This window comes from Neobacillus canaveralius (genome assembly GCF_047237705.1).
In the GTDB taxonomy this organism is placed as follows: Bacteria; Bacillota; Bacilli; order Bacillales; family Cytobacillaceae; genus Neobacillus; species Neobacillus niacini_K.
This window is the reverse complement of record NZ_JBDFLL010000001.1, coordinates 1,930,424-1,946,999: the sequence shown is the minus strand read 5'-3', so window position 1 is coordinate 1,946,999 and position 16,576 is coordinate 1,930,424. Positions and strand designations below refer to the sequence as shown.

Sequence of the window (16,576 nt, the reverse complement as noted above, 5' to 3'; positions counted from 1 at the left end):
CTATATCCAAATCAAATTATGTTCCAATCGAGGTAGCATAGCTTGAGCAGGCATGAATACACTTTTGCGCCCGCCCGCGGTCCTCTTCTGTTTGAAAACTAATAACTAATACTCCATAAATTTCGTCTTCTCTAGTTTCTAGGATGCGGATGTTCGTAATACTAATATTTTCTTTTGCTAAGTATCCTGTAACCTCAGAAATAACACCAGGATAATCTGGAACATCGACAAATAAATCGTAAAATGCAGGAATTGCTCCCTTTTCTCTTACAGGGAGACCATCACGGTATTGTTTTGCCTGCAGAAAATAGCGATATATACCCTCACTATCTTCTTGGTCCAGTAACACCTTAACCCAATCCATTTCTTCCTTCCATTTATCGATTAGCTCTATTAAAACCTCACGATTATGCAGTAATATATCCTTCCACATTCCTGGGCTGGAGGAAGCAATTCTAGTAATATCTCTAAACCCTCCAGCTGCTAAACGTGGAATCAGACTCTCACCTTCCGCTAACCTTTCTGTTTGGCGGACAATCGACGCAGCAATGATATGAGGGAAATGACTAACAATTCCCGTTAAATAATCATGGTTATCAGGACTAACAGTTAAAAATTTTGCATTTGTCCCTTTGAGCCATTCCTTTAATCTTTCCACCTTTGAGTTTTCAATATGGTCCTCTGGCGTAAATAGATAAAAAGCATTTTCAAATAGAATTTCTTTTGCAGCAGATACACCACTTTTATGGGAACCAGCCATCGGATGGCCCCCAATAAAGGTGTAACCTTTTTTCTTTAGGCATGCCGCATTAGCAACAATTTTACTTTTTGTACTACCAGTGTCCGTAATGATTACCTCTGGGTTTAACGATTGCTCTGATAATAATTGGATGATTGTTTCCGTCTCGATTACTGGTGCGGAAATAATAATTAAATCTGCGGTTTTAGCACCTTCTACGATATCATCAGCTACTTCATCAATAACACCTAGCATTTTTCCAAGTCTAGCTTGTTCTGGATGAATATCATAGCCCGTTATGATAGCATCTTTATGTTCTTTCTTAATACATAAAGCTAAAGAACCGCCAATTAACCCAAGCCCAATAACAAAAACTCGGCCTTTCATTGGTAGTCCCCCTAGTTTTTACTGAGCTTCTCTGTATTTTGTTTAGTCAAGAATTCTCCTAATGCATTTAGTACACCTTCATTTTGGTCAGAAGAGCCAACTGTGATCCTTAAAGAAGTAGGGAATCCTAAAGCTTTACCGGATCTAACGATATAGCCTTTTTCTAATAAATATTGAAATCCTTGATTGGCATCAGCATTGATATCTATTAAAACGAAATTTGTTTGAGAAGGATAAAACTCAAGATTGTGTCGTTCGCAGAAATCATAAAATTGAGTCAAACCTTGTCTGTTTTTCTCTTTACAAGCTTGGACAAACTCTTGGTCAGAAAGTGCAGCTTGTGCAGCCACCTGGCCAAATGAATTAACATTAAAAGGTTCTCTTGCAGGTTCCAAAGCTTGAATAATAGAACGATTTGCAACACCATAGCCAACCCTTAGAGAAGCAAGACCGTATATTTTCGAGAAAGTTCGTAACACAATTAAATTTGTATAAGTTCTTGTTAATTCAATTGAATCATAATAATCATCTGCAAAAACGTATTCATAATAAGCTTCATCCAACACTACTAAAACATGTGCTGGAACTTTATCTAAAAATGTAATTAGTTTATTTTTTGAGACATATGTACCTGTCGGATTATTAGGACTGCAAACCCAGACGACATTGGTATTATCATCAATCGCAGCATACATTTTTTCTAAATCATGTTGACCATCAAGTAATGGGATTTCCCTAATCTCTGCTCCCTCTATCACTGCATTATGTTTGTATTGAGAGAAGGATGGTGTTGCCATCACCGTATTTGCACCTGGGTGCAGCAGTGACCTTGATATGATTTGAATAATATTATCTGACCCATTACCAAATATCAGCTCATCTAGGTTTACTTTTAAAAAAGAAGCTACCGATTCCCTTAAGCTGGTCATATACCCATCTGGATAAATAGCAAAACCTGGCTGCAGACTTTGCAAGGCAGAAAGCACTTTAGTAGAACACCCAAATGGATTTTCATTTGATGCAAGTTTAACAATCTGATCTAATTTATATTGTTTTTTAACTGACTCGATTGATTTTCCTGGCTGATAAGGAGTCAGTGTTAATAACTGCTTTTTCCATCTCATTTATCTCCACTCCATCCTGATAATGATTTATTAATTTCTGTCTATTTAGCCAGGGTATTGCCTAAATCAGGTCGTAATACCTTTGCCCCTCCTAAATAAACATGAACAATTTCTTCCTGTGGTACTGCCGTATTTACATGCAGCATAACTCTTACGCACAATGGCAGAGAATTTGGCACAGCCAATTCTTTCATACACATAACTGGTACGTATGTCCAGCCAGGAAATTTCCGCAGTGCTCTTGCTGGGAAAGCAGCGTTTAGGTCATCAGTAGTTGAAATAAAAACAGAAGCAACCTGCTCTGGAAGAATGTTGTTTCCTTCGATCACCTGTTTTAAAAGCTCTTCTGTTGCTGACATGATTACTTCTTCGGAATTGCAATCAACGGTGATTGCCCCCCTCACCCCTCTAATCATGAAAAGCTCCCCCTTGTTTTTAGAAATTCTTGATCTTTTCTAATAAAAATTCATCCGAAATCTCTTGAAGTTTTGGTTTCCCAATTTGCTCTAATAAAACAAAATTTACGGTTCCACCGGCTGATTTCTTATCTTGCTTCATTTTTAGCAACAGCCGCTCAAGCGAAAGTTGCCCTGGTATCTCTGTTTGATACCCAAGTCCTTTAACCCATGAAATAAATTCATCTGTTTCAAAGGATAACCCTGAAACCTCATTACTAAGCTTTAAAGCGAAAATCATTCCAATCATTACTGCTTCACCGTGTGTGAAATTACCATATCCCATTTCTGATTCAATCGCATGTCCTAGTGTATGACCAAAATTTAAGAAAGCACGGATTCCCGTCTCTTTTTCATCCTTTGACACAAATTCATTTTTAATTTTAATCCCTTTTGTTAGTGATTCAAATAATTGTTCAGAGGTTAAGGCATTAAGATGATGAATTTCTGTCTTTAACCATTGATAAAAGTCACCATCATAAATAAGGGCATGTTTAATTACCTCTGCAAAACCAGAACGAATCTCTTGCTCAGGAAGCGTATTGAGTAGTTCAAGGTCATAAAAGACCGCCTCAGGCTGATGGAAAGCTCCAATCATATTTTTTCCTAAAGGATGATTAATGGCCACTTTTCCGCCAACTGCACTATCATGCGCGAGAATGGTTGTAGGAACTTGAAAAAATGGTATTCCCCTCATAAAAGACGCTGCAACAAAACCTGCTAAGTCCCCTACTGCACCACCGCCAAATGCAAGAATAACAGATTTTCGGTCCAGGCGGTTTTCTAATGCTACGGATAATGCTTCATAGTAAACCTCAAACGTTTTAGCTTTTTCACCACTAGGAGCAGTAAAAATAACTGGTTCCCATTCTGACAAGAGTGGTACTAGTTTATCAAGATGTAATTTCGCAACCGTTTCATCTGTAATAATTAATATTCTAGTCAGATTTGCAAAATGTTTATTTAAAAATTTACTGATTTCACTTCTTATTCCTTCGCCAACAAATACCTTATAGCTTTTGGAGCTCGTTTGAACTTGAATGGTCTCCATTAAAATTCCCTCGCGTATTCACGCTGGCGTTTAATTTCGGCTGCGAATGTTTCAAAGCGATCACTATTAAATTGTTCTATGAGCGAATTAGCAAGTTCCCATGCGACAACATTTTCTGCCACCACTGCTGCTGCAGGAACAGCACAGCTGTCTGAACGTTCAACACTTGCCGAAAACGGCTCCTTAGAATCGATATCAACGCTCATGAGAGGCTTATAGAGGGTTGGAATTGGCTTCATTACTCCGCGAACGACAATTGGCATCCCCGTAGTCATACCACCTTCAAAACCGCCTAGACGATTTGTCTTTCGAGTATAACCATTTTCTTGATCCCAAACGATCTCATCATGTACTTCGCTTCCTGGCTTTCTTGCTGCCTCAAAGCCGATGCCAAACTCTACTCCTTTAAATGCATTGATGCTCACAATCGCTGCTGCCAGCTTTGCATCTAATTTTCTATCATACTGAACATAGCTGCCCACACCAGCAGGCATACCCGCTGCAATTACTTCGACAACTCCGCCGATAGAATCACCATTCTTTTTAGCATTGTCTATCGCATTCATCATGTCCTGTTCTATTTCTGGGTCAGCACAGCGTACAGGTGAAAGCTCTGTCCTTTGCTTTAATTCTTCAATTGATAAATGAAAATCAGTATTTGCCTTTATACCGCCAATCTCAACCACATGAGAAACGAGTGTAACGCCAACTAAAGATAATAGCTGCTTTGCAACTGCACCTGCTGCTACTCTTACTGTTGTTTCCCGGGCAGATGAACGTTCTAGGACATTTCTCATATCCCGATGACCGTATTTTATCGCTCCATTTAAATCTGCATGTCCAGGTCTTGGCCGGGTTATTTTTCGTTTGACCTCATCCTCTTGTCCCTCTTCTAATGGGTCAGCTCCCATAATTTTTGTCCAATGCTTCCAATCATTGTTCTTTACTACTAAAGCAATCGGAGAGCCAAGTGTTTGTCCATGTCGAACTCCTGATAAAATTTCGACAGTATCTTTTTCTATCTGCATTCTTCTACCGCGTCCATACCCCTGCTGACGTCTTGCAAGTTCAGTATTTATATCTTCAGCTACTAATGGCATCCCTGCTGGAAGTCCCTCTAGTATTGTCGTTAATTGTGGACCGTGTGATTCTCCAGCTGTTAAATATCTCATTCCCATTACACTTTCCCCCTTCAACTCATTAAAGGATTTTTATAAATATACCATAAACAGACTAATAAACCTAGTATAATTATCTGAAAATAGCATAAATTGCTTTGATGATTATTTATCTAATGATAATAACAGATACTCTATTTGTACACTATTGTTTCTAAAATATTTTTATTTTTTCAATTGTATACGCATACAAAAAGGCACCTGTATATGCTATACAAGTGCCTCTTATATCTAACTTAGTAAATCCATTCGTTAACTAGTTTAGAGTATTCTACAACGCCGCCATCTTTAAAAAACAATCCAATTTCACGCTCTGCACTTGCGGGTGAATCCGAACCGTGAATAACATTCTTACCAACAGTTAAGCCAAAATCGCCGCGGATTGTTCCTGGGGCTGCATCTTTAGGATTAGTTGAGCCCATCATTTGACGTGCATTAGCAATAACATTTTCACCTTGCCAAACCATAGCAAAAACAGGACCAGATGTAATGAAATCTACTAATTCACCAAAGAATGGACGTTCTTTATGCTCACCATAGTGCTCCTCGGCAAGTTCAGTCGGGATGCTCATTAATTTAGCGCCAACTAATTGGAAGCCTTTTTTTTCAAAACGAGCAACGATTTCTCCGATTAGATTACGCTGAACACCATCAGGCTTCACCATTAAAAATGTTTTTTCCATAAATTCCACTCCTAATATAGTATGTATAATAATTGCCATTGCAGGACAATCCATCAAGATGTTAACATTTTTTTGAATATTTCGCAAGTCGAAAGCGCCTTCATACTGCCAAAAGGCAAAAAAAAAGAGAGAAAACGATTGTTTTACTCTCTTTCCTCTAATATTTACGACGCCCTATAAATTTTGCGATATCTCGCAGTGTCTTTTTGGCCTTATTAGCCGGAAGCCCTTCTAGCACCGCCAGCGCCTTATCCAAGTACATATCACTTAATGCGATTGACTTTTCAATTGCGTCGGACTCTTTAATAAGCCTGATAATCTTTTGAATTTGAGCTGGTTCCATATCCTGGTGGACCTTTTCAATCTCCAAGCGAATTGTTTCATTTTCCATTGCATAGAGAGCAGGAGCTGTAATATTCCCCTGAAGTAAATCACTGCCTGCAGGCTTTCCCAGTTCCTCCTCTGATGAGGTAAAATCCAAAATATCATCTATGATTTGAAAAGACATTCCAACATAATAACCAAATAGGTATAGTTTTTGATGTATAGACTCTTCTACATCAGCAGCAATAGCACCTAATTGGCAGCTTGCAGAAATTAGCAAAGCCGTCTTTCGTTTGATTCTTCTTAAATAATCCCGAAGATTTTGATTAAAACGATACTTGTCCTTTATCTGTTGAATTTCCCCAATGCTAACCTCAACAATAGTATTAGCTAATATTTTATGAGCTAAAGGCTTATTAATGTCAGTCATGAGTTCCAGTGATAGCGCAAAGATAAAATCACCCGTATACATGGCTGTTTTATTGTCCCATTTTGCCTTAACAGTTGGCTGACCTCTTCGCAAATCCGCATCGTCAATAACATCATCATGTACTAAGGAAGCCATGTGGATCAGCTCAAGAGCAACAGCAACATTCTTCATGACATTGATATCATATTGACCAAACTTTCCAGCCAATAAAACAAAAACAGGCCGAATTCTTTTACCCCCTGCCTGCAGGGTATGTAAAGAAGCCCGTTTCAAAAGAAGAGAATCCGCCTGAATGGTCTCCTCTAACGTTTTTTCGATTGTATTTATATCTGAATTCAAAAATGAATACATCATCTTTAATTTCATTTGTATTCACCAGCTTTTCGTCCTGTTTACATGTCTATTTACAACTTACTTTTTATAACCAATATGAACTGCAGCTGCTCCACCACTGTAAGGTTTATAATAAACATCTTTAAAGCCAGCAGTTTCAAACATTCTCGCTAATTCTTTCATACCAGGGAAATCTCGGGCAGATTCCTGAAGCCAGGAATATTCTTGATAACTTTTTGCAAATAATTTGCCGAACAAAGGCATGATAAATTTAAAATAAAAATAAAATAACTGTTTATACCCAATTAAGGTAGGCTGGGATGTTTCCAGGCATACTGCAATACCTCCTGGTTTTACAACCCGGTGCATTTCTTTTAATACTTGAAGGTAATCAGGTACATTCCTCAAACCAAACCCTATAGTCACATAGTCAAAGCTGTTATCAGGGAAAGGAAGCTCCATGGCATTACCATGTATTAACTTAACCTGTTTTAGTCCCAGATTCTTTACTTTTTCTATCCCTACATTTAGCATATTTTGACTAAAATCTAATCCATTAACCTCACCAGAAGGGCCAACAGCCTCAGCTAGGGCAATCGTCCAGTCACCTGTTCCACAACATACATCAAGCGTTTTCGAACCTGGCTTAACATCCATTCTTTTCATCGTATCTTTACGCCATTTGATGTGCTGCTGAAAACTAATTACTGAGTTCATTTTATCGTAGTTATCAGAAATTTTTTCAAAGACCTTATGAACTCGTTGTTCCTTAGATTGCTGCATACGCTTACCCTTCTTCCACTAAAGTATTCGCCAATGGTTGATGTTCATTTATGATCGAAATAATTCTTGCTTCAAGCATCTCATTTAAATATGGCAGCTGACTTAGTCCTTTTAATAGGAATTGTTTTGAAGAATCAAGGTATCGATCACAAATCACAAGCAAATCTCTCTGCTGCTTATCTGATAGATTTTTTATTGATAAATTTTTATTTGGAATTGTAAATTCTTTTAGGATTTCAAACACTAAGCTGTTTCCCGCCTGGATAAATAATTCCTTTTCTTGGAGCAAGCGCTTGAAAAAAAATAAGTTTCCAATAAACTCATTCCATAGGTCCACTTTAAAGCATTCAGAGAATTTCACAAGCAGTGAGCTTTCGATCCGCTTAATACTTGTCATTAAGCTATCAATACCATTAAGTTCTTTCTGATATACGGAAACTTTATGTTCATTAACCTGTTTTACCCCTTTGGATAGTTCCTTTATCATGTTAATATCTTCTGAATCTGCCAATAGTTTATAATACAATCCGCTATAATAATCACCAGCTAGGACCGTTAATTGTCTATTTATTTCATCCACATGAGCATTAGATATATGCTCATGGGTATCAAGGGCAATCTGAATAAGCATCGTTGTCATCGCATAATTTTTTATCTCATTGTAAGACAATTCGAGTCGATCCATAATGGATACAAGAATAAGCAGTTTATCTTCATCAATTACAGGCGTCTCAATATATTTTAGCAAGTACGGATGAAATACTTTTTGCTCAACTTGCTCCTTTATGTCTGTAAACTTTTGTCGAATGTCTGGCAATTTAATCACCCTTGCTTCCCCGAATTAATATATTTATTACATCCTTTTATGTTAACAAGGCAGTGACAATTATATCATAAAAGCGTATGTATGGGCAGAATTTCACAAAATAAATACATTTCTACCGTAAGGAAAGAAGAATGACTGAAAGAACATTTATCCCTATTTCTTCATTTCACTTTCCATTTCACCGAAATGCGTCATTATTTTTGCATTTCCCCTGATCTTAATGGCCGAGGTATGTTCGGTGAACTGGGCAATTAATACTTCCCCTTTATCAAGCTTTTCAGAATGATGAAATTTTGTATCTGTTCCTCTTGTCAATCCTATTACATTAACGCCATCATCAATTGCTTTTATTACAACAAATTCACTATTTTGTGGTTGTCTTTTTTCCATAGTATCACCCCATTAATTCTTAATTAACGATAGTATTTCAGATCGAGCAATGGGATCATTTGCAAGATTACCCCGAACTGCTGTTGTTACTGTCTTAGAACCAGGTTTTTTTACCCCGCGCATCGTCATACACATATGCTCTGCCTCAACAACCACCATTACTCCATGAGGGTCTAATTTTTCCATCATACTATCAGCAATGGTAGATGTAATTCTCTCTTGCAGCTGAGGTCTCTTAGCGACAGCTTCCACTGCCCTTGCTAATTTACTCAATCCTGTTACGCGCCCATTTTTAGGAATATATGCTACATGTGCTTTTCCAAAGAAAGGTACAAGATGATGCTCACACATGGAATAGAATGGGATATCCTTTACCAGAACTAATTCTTCATGGTCTTCACTGAATATGGTTTCGAAATGTTTTTTCGGATCTTCATTCAATCCACTAAAGACCTCTTCATACATTTTTGCTACTCGTTTCGGCGTATCAAGTAGACCTTCTCTGCTCGGGTCTTCACCTATCGCCATTAATATTAAACGCACCGCTTCCTCAATCTGGGTGCGATTTACTTCAGTCATGCCTATTCCCCCTACTATGTATCAAACAAGTATATATGACAAATACATATTAGCACAACCGTAGATATGTTCAAAGTTACATAGAAAAAAGGTCATGGAGTTTTACCATGACCTTTTTGCCGAAGCAATAAATTTATGTAATTATTTTACTGCATCTTTAAGCGCTTTACCTGGTTTGAAAGCAGGAACTTTGCTTGCACCAATTTCGATTTCCTCACCAGTTTGAGGATTACGACCTTTACGTGCTGCACGTTCGCGTACTTCAAAGTTACCAAAACCGATTAATTGGACCTTATCACCATTTTTTAAAGCATCTAGAATTGAATCAAAAACAGCATCAACTGCTTTTGTAGCGTCTTTTTTAGAAAGCTCGCTTGCTTCTGCAACTGCGTTAATTAGTTCTGTCTTGTTCATGCTATTCACCTCCTCCCAATAATGTAAGTTAAGAATCGTAAATAAGATTACTTATCTACATTTCTAAACAATTTTTCTTATTTCTATACGTCATAGCGCGGTTTTATTGGCAAAGTAATCAAAAATTACTGTTTTTGATATTTTAAACTACTTTTTTAATAAAAAACCTTATGATATAAAGGTTTTAAGCACTAGACGTGAGTCTGTTAAAAGATTATCACAATCATTTACGCTTATCAAGAATAATTCATGAAATAATGGTAATCTTTTCTTCATTTCTACAAATTTCTCCTTTTTTTGACTAACGGGGTTGTTGTTTTTTGTAAAAACAGAAAAAAGACTCCTAATTGGAGTCTCCGCAGACTAAAGAATTATTGCAATTAAACCGCCTGATCCTTCATTTATGATTCTCTCTAATGTTTCTTTTAGTTTATATCTCGCATTCTCTGGCATTAAGGATAGTTTTGCTTGAATACCTTCCCGAACGATGGAGCTTAAACTACGTCCAAAAATATCTGAATTCCAGATGGACAGTGGATCATCCTCGAAATCCTGCATTAAGTACCGAACTAGCTCTTCACTTTGCTTTTCTGTTCCGATAATTGGAGCAAACTCAGATTCAACATCAACCTTAATCATGTGAATCGACGGAGCTACTGCTCGCAGCCTTACTCCAAACCTCGCACCTTGACGGATAATTTCAGGCTCTTCAAGGCTCATATCTGAAAGTGATGGTGATGCAATACCGTAACCAGTCTGCTTCACCATTCTTAACGCATCAGAAATATGGTCATATTCCGCTTTGGCATGTGCAAAATCCTGCATAAGCTCAAGGAGATGGTCTTTACCCCTAATTTCTACTCCGACGATTTCTTTTAAGATATCATCGTAAAGTTCGTCTGGAGCAAATAAGTCGATTTCCGCAACTCCTTGACCCATTTCAATTCCGGCTAAACCCGCCCTCTCAATGTAGTCAAAGTCGCTAAATTGTTGCACGACGCGGTCAACATCTCTTAATCTCTTGATATCTTTGACCGTTTCTTTCACTGCTTCCTGGTAGCTTTCACGCAGCCAGTGATTCTCTCTCAGGACCATTACCCAGCTAGGGAGATTAACATTAACCTCAAGCACTGGAAATTCGTAAAGGGCCTCTCTGAGAACGTTAAGTACATCACTGTCACGCATGCTTTCAACACTCATTGCCAGCACAGGAATGTCATACTTTTCCGCCAGGCTGGATCTAAGTGTTTCTGTGCTTGGGTGATATGGCTGAGCGCTATTAACGACCATTATAAACGGTTTGCCAACTTCCTTAAGCTCGTTTATCACTCTTTCCTCAGCTTCGATATAATTACTTCTTGGTATTTCACCAATTGTGCCGTCAGTAGTCACCACTACACCAATCGTAGAATGCTCCTGAATGACTTTTCTAGTTCCAATTTCAGCAGCTTCATGGAATGGAATCGGCTCTTCATACCAAGGAGTCGTAATCATCCTTGGACCATTTTCATCCTCATACCCTTTAGCACCTGGAACCGTGTAACCGACACAATCAACCAGTCTAATATTAACATTAAGTCCTTCGTCAACATGGACACTAGCAGCTTGATTCGGAACGAACTTGGGCTCAGTTGTCATGATTGTTTTTCCTGCAGCACTTTGAGGAAGCTCATCCACGGTTCTAGATCTCTCTGCTTCGTTGTCTATATTGGGTAAAACCACAAGCTCCATAAATTTCTTAATAAATGTGGATTTTCCTGTTCTTACAGCACCTACTACTCCTAAATAAATATCACCGCCGGTTCTTTCGGCAATATCTTTGAAAATATCAACCTTTTCCAAGTGATCCCCTCCCGATCATAGAGTAAAGTGGGATAATATTATCCATCAAGATATTTTTGGACAATATATATTTATGACGTTGTCCTACATTCTTATGACAGTTTTTAAAAATATTTTTACCCCCTTAACTATTTATTCCTTGAATATGCTAGTATCTGTTGTGTCTGAACAGTTGATTGAATGAGGGTTTATGGTAAAGTAACACGGGAGAGACTCCTAAACCGTATGTCTTTAACCTGATTGGAATATGGCAATTGTTTGCCCAAAAAAAACCCTTCTCCTACAATATATTTCGAAGGAGAAGGGTTATGACTATTTGATATTACTTATTGCTTTAAAAAAACTGGTTCGTTAGTCTCAGGGTCCACTGTATACGGTAAAGAATACGCGGGAACAAACATTGAATCTTCCAAAAGAATATTGCGAATGTCCTCACCTGGTATTACCTTCTTATCCGTTTTTTTCAGTTCTTGAAATAAATCTTGTCGGTAATCGACGTAGACCTCTGCATCTGTCGTTACTACAAACGGGAGATTCTGATTAGAGTATGGACTAATGGCGTATGGCTCCTGCTTATACCCCAATTCGTTAAAATCAATTGTATATAGATTTTCAGCAAGTTTTTCTTTATATGGCGGGAAACCATTGGATTTTATTCTAATATTAATATCACGAATGGTATCAGCCATTCTCAAGTCTAATAGTTTTACCGTTGGGTTGGTTTCTACATCTACAAGAACATATTGAAATATCCCACCACTTTCAAAAGCGTTTCCTGGAGGCTCAGAGATATATTTGGGAGCAATTTTTTTAAATTCAATTGGATATTTTTGATAGATTGGAGTCACTGCATCTCTTGTTTTTATCGGCAAGATTCCGCCATTATCCTCCTTAAAAGAATTTACCGCTTGCTGAACGGCAGCGATTTGGTCTGTATATGGGATTTGATTCTCCGCTAACTTCTCAGAAGGATACATACATCCGGATAAAAACAAAGAAGTTAGAACGATCAATGTGAAAACAGCCTTCCAATTCATACAATCACCTATTTTTTCTTTTTTTCTGTCTGTATTATGTAAAAAGGACAATAACTAACGTGATTCCCGAAATGATTAGAAAAATGTAAGCAAGGACTGCAGTAAAAAACTTTAGGATTCCTGTTAACTTATAACGGCTCAAATAAATTGTAATAATAGCAAGGAACATAATTCCCATTCCAGCAATCGATATCCACATTTTCAACATACCTGGTGACATCAGGACACCCCCTTATTCCGAAAGCTATTATAACATAAGGATGGTTCTTTCATAAAAACTTTTGTTTTTTAAATAAAAGAAAGAAGGAATTCTTGTTTAGATAACGTGTTGATTTGTGCGGAAGGCACGAAGACTCCTGCAGGAGTACGGAGCAGGAGAGACCCCACAGGCGCTAGCGCCGAGGAGAAGGAAAAGCGGAAGCGCCTTGTCCAGCCCCGACTAGCGCTGGAGGGCCTGGCGTTGAAGTCGCTCTTTGACTTCATCGTCAGGACCGAAGCGACTCGAGGGGCTAGGCGCTGTAGCTAGACATGCTCACCGCAACGCCTGCGGAAAGCGAAGTGCTTGGAGCACAAATCAACACAGCCTACAACATAAAAAAACTGAGGTAAAGAGGGGCGAGTTCCTTACTTCAGTCTTAGTGACTAAATAACCCAAACATTTAGGTTCATACTACACGTGTGCTTCGCTTGCATTGTATGCAACTATGGGGGGAAACGCACTCAGGTGAATGCCTATTTTTATAGAAAAATGCACAATATTTAATCTTCGAGGTTTCTTTCTTCGAGAATATTTACTAAATCTTCCATTTCATGGGTTTTCCCACGTGCCATTAATACATCAACTGCATCTTTTGCATTTTTCCCATTAAATAAAACATCATATAGAGCAAAAGTAATCGGCATGCTGACATTATACTTTTTGGCAAGCTGATAAGCTGCTTTCGTTGTCCTTACTCCTTCAACAACCATTCCCATATTCTCGAGAACCTCATCAAGGTTTTTCCCTTTACCAAGTAGATTTCCCGCCCTCCAGTTCCTTGAATGGACGCTTGTACAAGTTACAATTAAATCCCCTATTCCCGCTAACCCGGAAAACGTCAAAGGGTTAGCTCCCATTTTTGTTCCAAGTCGCGCTATTTCAGCTAATCCTCGAGTTATTAAAGCAGCTTTCGCATTATCACCATATCCTAGCCCGTCCGTTATTCCGGCAGCCAAAGCAATGATATTCTTTAATGCTCCACCAATTTCAACCCCTATAACATCAGGATTGGTATAGACTCGAAAATTATGGTTAATAAACAAATCCTGTATTTCTTCAGCAGCATCCATATTTCCTGACGAAACCGTTACAGTTGTCGGGTGTCTCAAGCTAACTTCCTCGGCATGGCTTGGACCTGAGAGGACAACCACTGCTTTTAAAAGCTCACTTGGCATTTCTTCTTCTATCAGTTCCGATATTCTCAAAAGGGAATCAGGCTCAATCCCTTTACTAACATGTGCAATGGTCAATGGTGAGTTTTGAACTGTACGTATTTTCCCAAGTACTTCACGAATCGCTTTCGTTGGTACCGCTAATATCACCGTTTTGATTCCGGCTAATGCGTCACTTAATGATGCATAACCAACAATTAATTCAGGTAGACTGATTTCTGGCAAGTATTTCTTATTTGTATGGAACTGATTGATTTCATGAACTTGGGTTTCATTATGGCTCCACAACCTGACTTCATGTTCATTGTCTGCAAGGACCATCGCAAGTGCAGTTCCCCAGCTGCCGGCACCAATAACGGCTACAGCTTCTTTTTTTTCCTGCATTTTAAATCACTCCCACCGTAAAATTATTTTCTTTCTCTCGCATAAATTTTTATCGGGGTTCCCTCGAATCCAAATGCTTCCCGGATTCGATTTTCTAAGAAGCGCTCATAAGAGAAATGCATTAATTCTGGTTCGTTAACAAAAACAACAAAGGTTGGCGGTTTAACAGCTACTTGTGTGGTGTAATAAATTTTTAATCGACGACCTTTATCCGTTGGTGTTGGATTCATGGCTACCGCATCCATAATTATATCATTTAACACACTTGTTTCGACACGCATTGCATGGTTTTCACTAGCTGTATTAATCATTGGCAGTAGAGTATGAATACGTTTTTTCGTCTTTGCAGACAAGAAAACAATCGGAGCATAACTTAAGTAGAGAAAATGCTCTCTAATTTTTTGTTCAAGTTCCTTCATTGTTTTTTCATCTTTTTCAACAGCATCCCATTTGTTGACTACAATAACAATTGCCCTGCCAGCTTCATGAGCATATCCTGCAATTTTCTTATCCTGTTCAATGATTCCTTCTTCTGCATTAATGACAACTAAAACAACATCGGACCGTTCTATTGCCCTTAAGGCACGGAGTACACTATATTTTTCGGTACTCTCATAGACTTTTCCTTTTTTCCGCATTCCAGCCGTATCAATAATGACATACTTATCGCCATTATATGTATAAGGAGAATCGACAGCATCTCTTGTTGTACCTGCAATATCGCTTACAATGACACGATCTTCACCCAAAATTGCATTCACCAATGACGACTTCCCAACATTAGGTCGGCCTATTAAAGAAAATTTAATGACATCTGCACCATAGTCCTGTCCCTTATTCTTAGGGAAATGTTTAGCTGCTTCATCAAGAAGATCACCCAATCCAAGACCATGAGAGCCGGATACTGGTATAGGTTCACCGAATCCTAAAGCATAAAAATCATAGATTTGTTCGCGCATTTCAGGATTATCAATTTTATTAACAGCTAATACGATTGGTTTTTTTGACTTGTATAAAATCTTTGCTACTTCTTCGTCTGCAGCCGTTACCCCTTCTCTGCCATTTGTTAAAAAAATGATAACATCTGCCTCATCAATAGCTACTTCGGCCTGCTGACGGATTTGCTCGAGAAACGGTTCATCACCAATATCAATTCCACCCGTATCAATTACATTAAAATCATGAGTTAACCATTCTCCAGAGCTATAAATTCGATCACGCGTCACTCCTGGAATATCCTCAACGATGGAAATTCTCTCTCCAACAATTCTGTTGAAAATAGTTGATTTCCCTACATTTGGTCTTCCTACAATGGCTATAACAGGTTTTACCATTATAATCGCCATCCTTTCATTCATATGATTATCAATATTTTGTTATTATTATCGTTAAAGCAGAGAAACTCAATTTATATAATTAAGCAATTGCGTACTAATGATAAAGAAACCCTTCTTTGAAGAGAAGGGTCTAACCATATTATTTTAGCAATGTTAGTCCTTTACCGCAATCTAAAACATGGAAGAATTATTTTAGGAAGATTTTTGCTTGCCCTTCTCCAAAAAATGAAAATGGTTTTGAAAGAATGTTCCTGCATTTTCTAGTATGCTCCAACTTACCAATAATATTGTAATTAACGAAAAAGCATCAAGGTATGCCATGGTACCAATCGGATTAGAAAAATCAAATTTACGCAGATAAAAGGCATAAAGGATTTCTCCTTGCATTGTACCAATTACAATCATTAACAATCTGTCTTTTAGAGAAGTTTGTAAAAAGATTGCTAGGCAGCTAAAGCATATTCCCATCATCCATTCCTTTTGAAAAACAACCCAGACGGGATCAAAAATAACAAATAAGTTAAAAGTAACGAAGGCAATCGTTACAATGAATGAACAAATAAAGGCATACAGCAATGAACCCAGCTTTTTCTTACTAAGAATAATATAAGATAATAGCAGCATAAATAATCCACTAGCATGAAACTCGAAGCCCATAAACATAAAATCTAAATTTGAAAGGATAATCAAAACTAAAATGACGGTTGCTAATTTTGTACGATAAGGATTTTGCTTGGTCATAAAAAAGGTTATATATACCCAAAATAACCAAAATATCCAATAAAACATTGAACCTTCCATCAACGCACACCTCCTACTATCTCCATTATCGGTATTCTTTATGTAGTT

18 protein-coding genes are annotated in these 16,576 nt (G+C 37.9%); all 18 read right to left on the bottom strand.

Annotated elements, in window-relative coordinates:
- Positions 1-16: 16 nt before the first annotated feature.
- The 18 genes from ABC255_RS09915 to ABC255_RS09830 all read right to left on the bottom strand — a co-directional run bounded on the left by ABC255_RS09915 (position 17) and on the right by ABC255_RS09830 (position 16,528).
- The gene (locus ABC255_RS09915) at positions 17-1,126 is read right to left on the bottom strand and encodes a prephenate dehydrogenase (protein WP_412993145.1); all 1,110 of its coding nucleotides are present in this window, start codon (positions 1,124-1,126) and stop codon (positions 17-19) included.
- Positions 1,127-1,137: 11 nt separating this feature from the next.
- A complete protein-coding gene (gene hisC, locus ABC255_RS09910) occupies positions 1,138-2,250 on the bottom strand; it encodes a histidinol-phosphate transaminase (RefSeq protein WP_412993143.1) in 1,113 nt (370 codons plus the stop codon).
- Between the two features lie 41 nt (positions 2,251-2,291).
- Entirely contained in the window at positions 2,292-2,666 is a 375-nt protein-coding gene (gene aroH, locus ABC255_RS09905) for a chorismate mutase (protein WP_412993142.1), read from the bottom strand.
- Positions 2,667-2,685: 19 nt separating this feature from the next.
- Positions 2,686-3,756 (bottom strand): 3-dehydroquinate synthase, encoded by a 1,071-nt coding sequence (aroB, locus tag ABC255_RS09900; RefSeq protein WP_412993141.1) that lies wholly within the window; start codon positions 3,754-3,756, stop codon positions 2,686-2,688.
- Complete coding sequence (gene aroC, locus ABC255_RS09895) at positions 3,756-4,928, bottom strand: chorismate synthase (RefSeq protein WP_412998522.1); 1,173 nt, start codon at positions 4,926-4,928, stop codon at positions 3,756-3,758. Before aroC ends, aroB begins: the two co-directional genes overlap by 1 nt.
- A gap of 242 nt (positions 4,929-5,170) precedes the next feature.
- Positions 5,171-5,617: a nucleoside-diphosphate kinase gene (gene ndk / locus ABC255_RS09890; RefSeq protein ID WP_412993139.1), complete on the bottom strand. Its 447-nt coding sequence runs from the start codon at positions 5,615-5,617 to the stop codon at positions 5,171-5,173.
- A 157-nt stretch (positions 5,618-5,774) separates the two neighbouring features.
- Entirely contained in the window at positions 5,775-6,737 is a 963-nt protein-coding gene (gene hepT, locus ABC255_RS09885; protein ID WP_412993137.1) for a heptaprenyl diphosphate synthase component II, read from the bottom strand.
- A gap of 45 nt (positions 6,738-6,782) precedes the next feature.
- On the bottom strand, positions 6,783-7,487 hold the full coding sequence (locus ABC255_RS09880) for a demethylmenaquinone methyltransferase (RefSeq protein ID WP_412993135.1): 705 nt from the start codon (positions 7,485-7,487) through the stop codon (positions 6,783-6,785).
- 4 nt (positions 7,488-7,491) lie between these two features.
- The gene (locus tag ABC255_RS09875) at positions 7,492-8,313 is read right to left on the bottom strand and encodes a heptaprenyl diphosphate synthase component 1 (protein ID WP_412993133.1); all 822 of its coding nucleotides are present in this window, start codon (positions 8,311-8,313) and stop codon (positions 7,492-7,494) included.
- A 153-nt stretch (positions 8,314-8,466) separates the two neighbouring features.
- Positions 8,467-8,703 (bottom strand): trp RNA-binding attenuation protein MtrB, encoded by a 237-nt coding sequence (mtrB, locus tag ABC255_RS09870; RefSeq protein WP_335528653.1) that lies wholly within the window; start codon positions 8,701-8,703, stop codon positions 8,467-8,469.
- A gap of 12 nt (positions 8,704-8,715) precedes the next feature.
- Complete coding sequence (folE, locus tag ABC255_RS09865) at positions 8,716-9,282, bottom strand: GTP cyclohydrolase I FolE (RefSeq protein ID WP_412993132.1); 567 nt, start codon at positions 9,280-9,282, stop codon at positions 8,716-8,718.
- A gap of 141 nt (positions 9,283-9,423) precedes the next feature.
- Positions 9,424-9,696 carry a non-specific DNA-binding protein Hbs gene (hbs, locus tag ABC255_RS09860; RefSeq protein ID WP_034676225.1) on the bottom strand — a complete coding sequence of 91 codons (273 nt, stop codon included), beginning with the start codon at positions 9,694-9,696 and terminating at the stop codon, positions 9,424-9,426.
- A 363-nt stretch (positions 9,697-10,059) separates the two neighbouring features.
- Positions 10,060-11,538, bottom strand: a complete 1,479-nt coding sequence (spoIVA, locus tag ABC255_RS09855; RefSeq protein ID WP_179596418.1) for a stage IV sporulation protein A — start codon at positions 11,536-11,538, stop codon at positions 10,060-10,062.
- 326 nt (positions 11,539-11,864) lie between these two features.
- The gene (locus ABC255_RS09850) at positions 11,865-12,575 is read right to left on the bottom strand and encodes a hypothetical protein (RefSeq protein WP_412993130.1); all 711 of its coding nucleotides are present in this window, start codon (positions 12,573-12,575) and stop codon (positions 11,865-11,867) included.
- A 34-nt stretch (positions 12,576-12,609) separates the two neighbouring features.
- A complete protein-coding gene (locus ABC255_RS09845; RefSeq protein WP_307194636.1) occupies positions 12,610-12,795 on the bottom strand; it encodes a DUF2768 domain-containing protein in 186 nt (61 codons plus the stop codon).
- 539 nt (positions 12,796-13,334) lie between these two features.
- Positions 13,335-14,390 (bottom strand): NAD(P)H-dependent glycerol-3-phosphate dehydrogenase, encoded by a 1,056-nt coding sequence (locus tag ABC255_RS09840; RefSeq protein WP_412993128.1) that lies wholly within the window; start codon positions 14,388-14,390, stop codon positions 13,335-13,337.
- Positions 14,391-14,413: 23 nt separating this feature from the next.
- Entirely contained in the window at positions 14,414-15,724 is a 1,311-nt protein-coding gene (der, locus tag ABC255_RS09835) for a ribosome biogenesis GTPase Der (RefSeq protein ID WP_335528633.1), read from the bottom strand.
- A 195-nt stretch (positions 15,725-15,919) separates the two neighbouring features.
- Positions 15,920-16,528 carry a YphA family membrane protein gene (locus ABC255_RS09830; RefSeq protein ID WP_412993126.1) on the bottom strand — a complete coding sequence of 203 codons (609 nt, stop codon included), beginning with the start codon at positions 16,526-16,528 and terminating at the stop codon, positions 15,920-15,922.
- Positions 16,529-16,576: the final 48 nt, after the last annotated feature.

What these genes read in the sequence shown, in the direction of transcription:
- ABC255_RS09915 (WP_412993145.1), bottom strand. Translation starts at nt 1,126, where the DNA reads ATGAAAGGCCGAGTTTTTGTTATTGGGCTTGGGTTAATTGGCGGTTCT.
- hisC (WP_412993143.1), bottom strand. Translation starts at nt 2,250, where the DNA reads ATGAGATGGAAAAAGCAGTTATTAACACTGACTCCTTATCAGCCAGGA.
- aroH (WP_412993142.1), bottom strand. Translation starts at nt 2,666, where the DNA reads ATGATTAGAGGGGTGAGGGGGGCAATCACCGTTGATTGCAATTCCGAA.
- aroB (WP_412993141.1), bottom strand. Translation starts at nt 3,756, where the DNA reads ATGGAGACCATTCAAGTTCAAACGAGCTCCAAAAGCTATAAGGTATTT.
- aroC (WP_412998522.1), bottom strand. Translation starts at nt 4,928, where the DNA reads ATGAGATATTTAACAGCTGGAGAATCACACGGTCCACAATTAACGACA.
- ndk (WP_412993139.1), bottom strand. Translation starts at nt 5,617, where the DNA reads ATGGAAAAAACATTTTTAATGGTGAAGCCTGATGGTGTTCAGCGTAAT.
- hepT (WP_412993137.1), bottom strand. Translation starts at nt 6,737, where the DNA reads ATGAAATTAAAGATGATGTATTCATTTTTGAATTCAGATATAAATACA.
- ABC255_RS09880 (WP_412993135.1), bottom strand. Translation starts at nt 7,487, where the DNA reads ATGCAGCAATCTAAGGAACAACGAGTTCATAAGGTCTTTGAAAAAATT.
- mtrB (WP_335528653.1), bottom strand. Translation starts at nt 8,703, where the DNA reads ATGGAAAAAAGACAACCACAAAATAGTGAATTTGTTGTAATAAAAGCA.
- folE (WP_412993132.1), bottom strand. Translation starts at nt 9,282, where the DNA reads ATGACTGAAGTAAATCGCACCCAGATTGAGGAAGCGGTGCGTTTAATA.
- hbs (WP_034676225.1), bottom strand. Translation starts at nt 9,696, where the DNA reads ATGAACAAGACAGAACTAATTAACGCAGTTGCAGAAGCAAGCGAGCTT.
- ABC255_RS09850 (WP_412993130.1), bottom strand. Translation starts at nt 12,575, where the DNA reads ATGAATTGGAAGGCTGTTTTCACATTGATCGTTCTAACTTCTTTGTTT.
- ABC255_RS09845 (WP_307194636.1), bottom strand. Translation starts at nt 12,795, where the DNA reads ATGTCACCAGGTATGTTGAAAATGTGGATATCGATTGCTGGAATGGGA.
- ABC255_RS09840 (WP_412993128.1), bottom strand. Translation starts at nt 14,390, where the DNA reads ATGCAGGAAAAAAAAGAAGCTGTAGCCGTTATTGGTGCCGGCAGCTGG.
- der (WP_335528633.1), bottom strand. Translation starts at nt 15,724, where the DNA reads ATGGTAAAACCTGTTATAGCCATTGTAGGAAGACCAAATGTAGGGAAA.
- ABC255_RS09830 (WP_412993126.1), bottom strand. Translation starts at nt 16,528, where the DNA reads ATGGAAGGTTCAATGTTTTATTGGATATTTTGGTTATTTTGGGTATAT.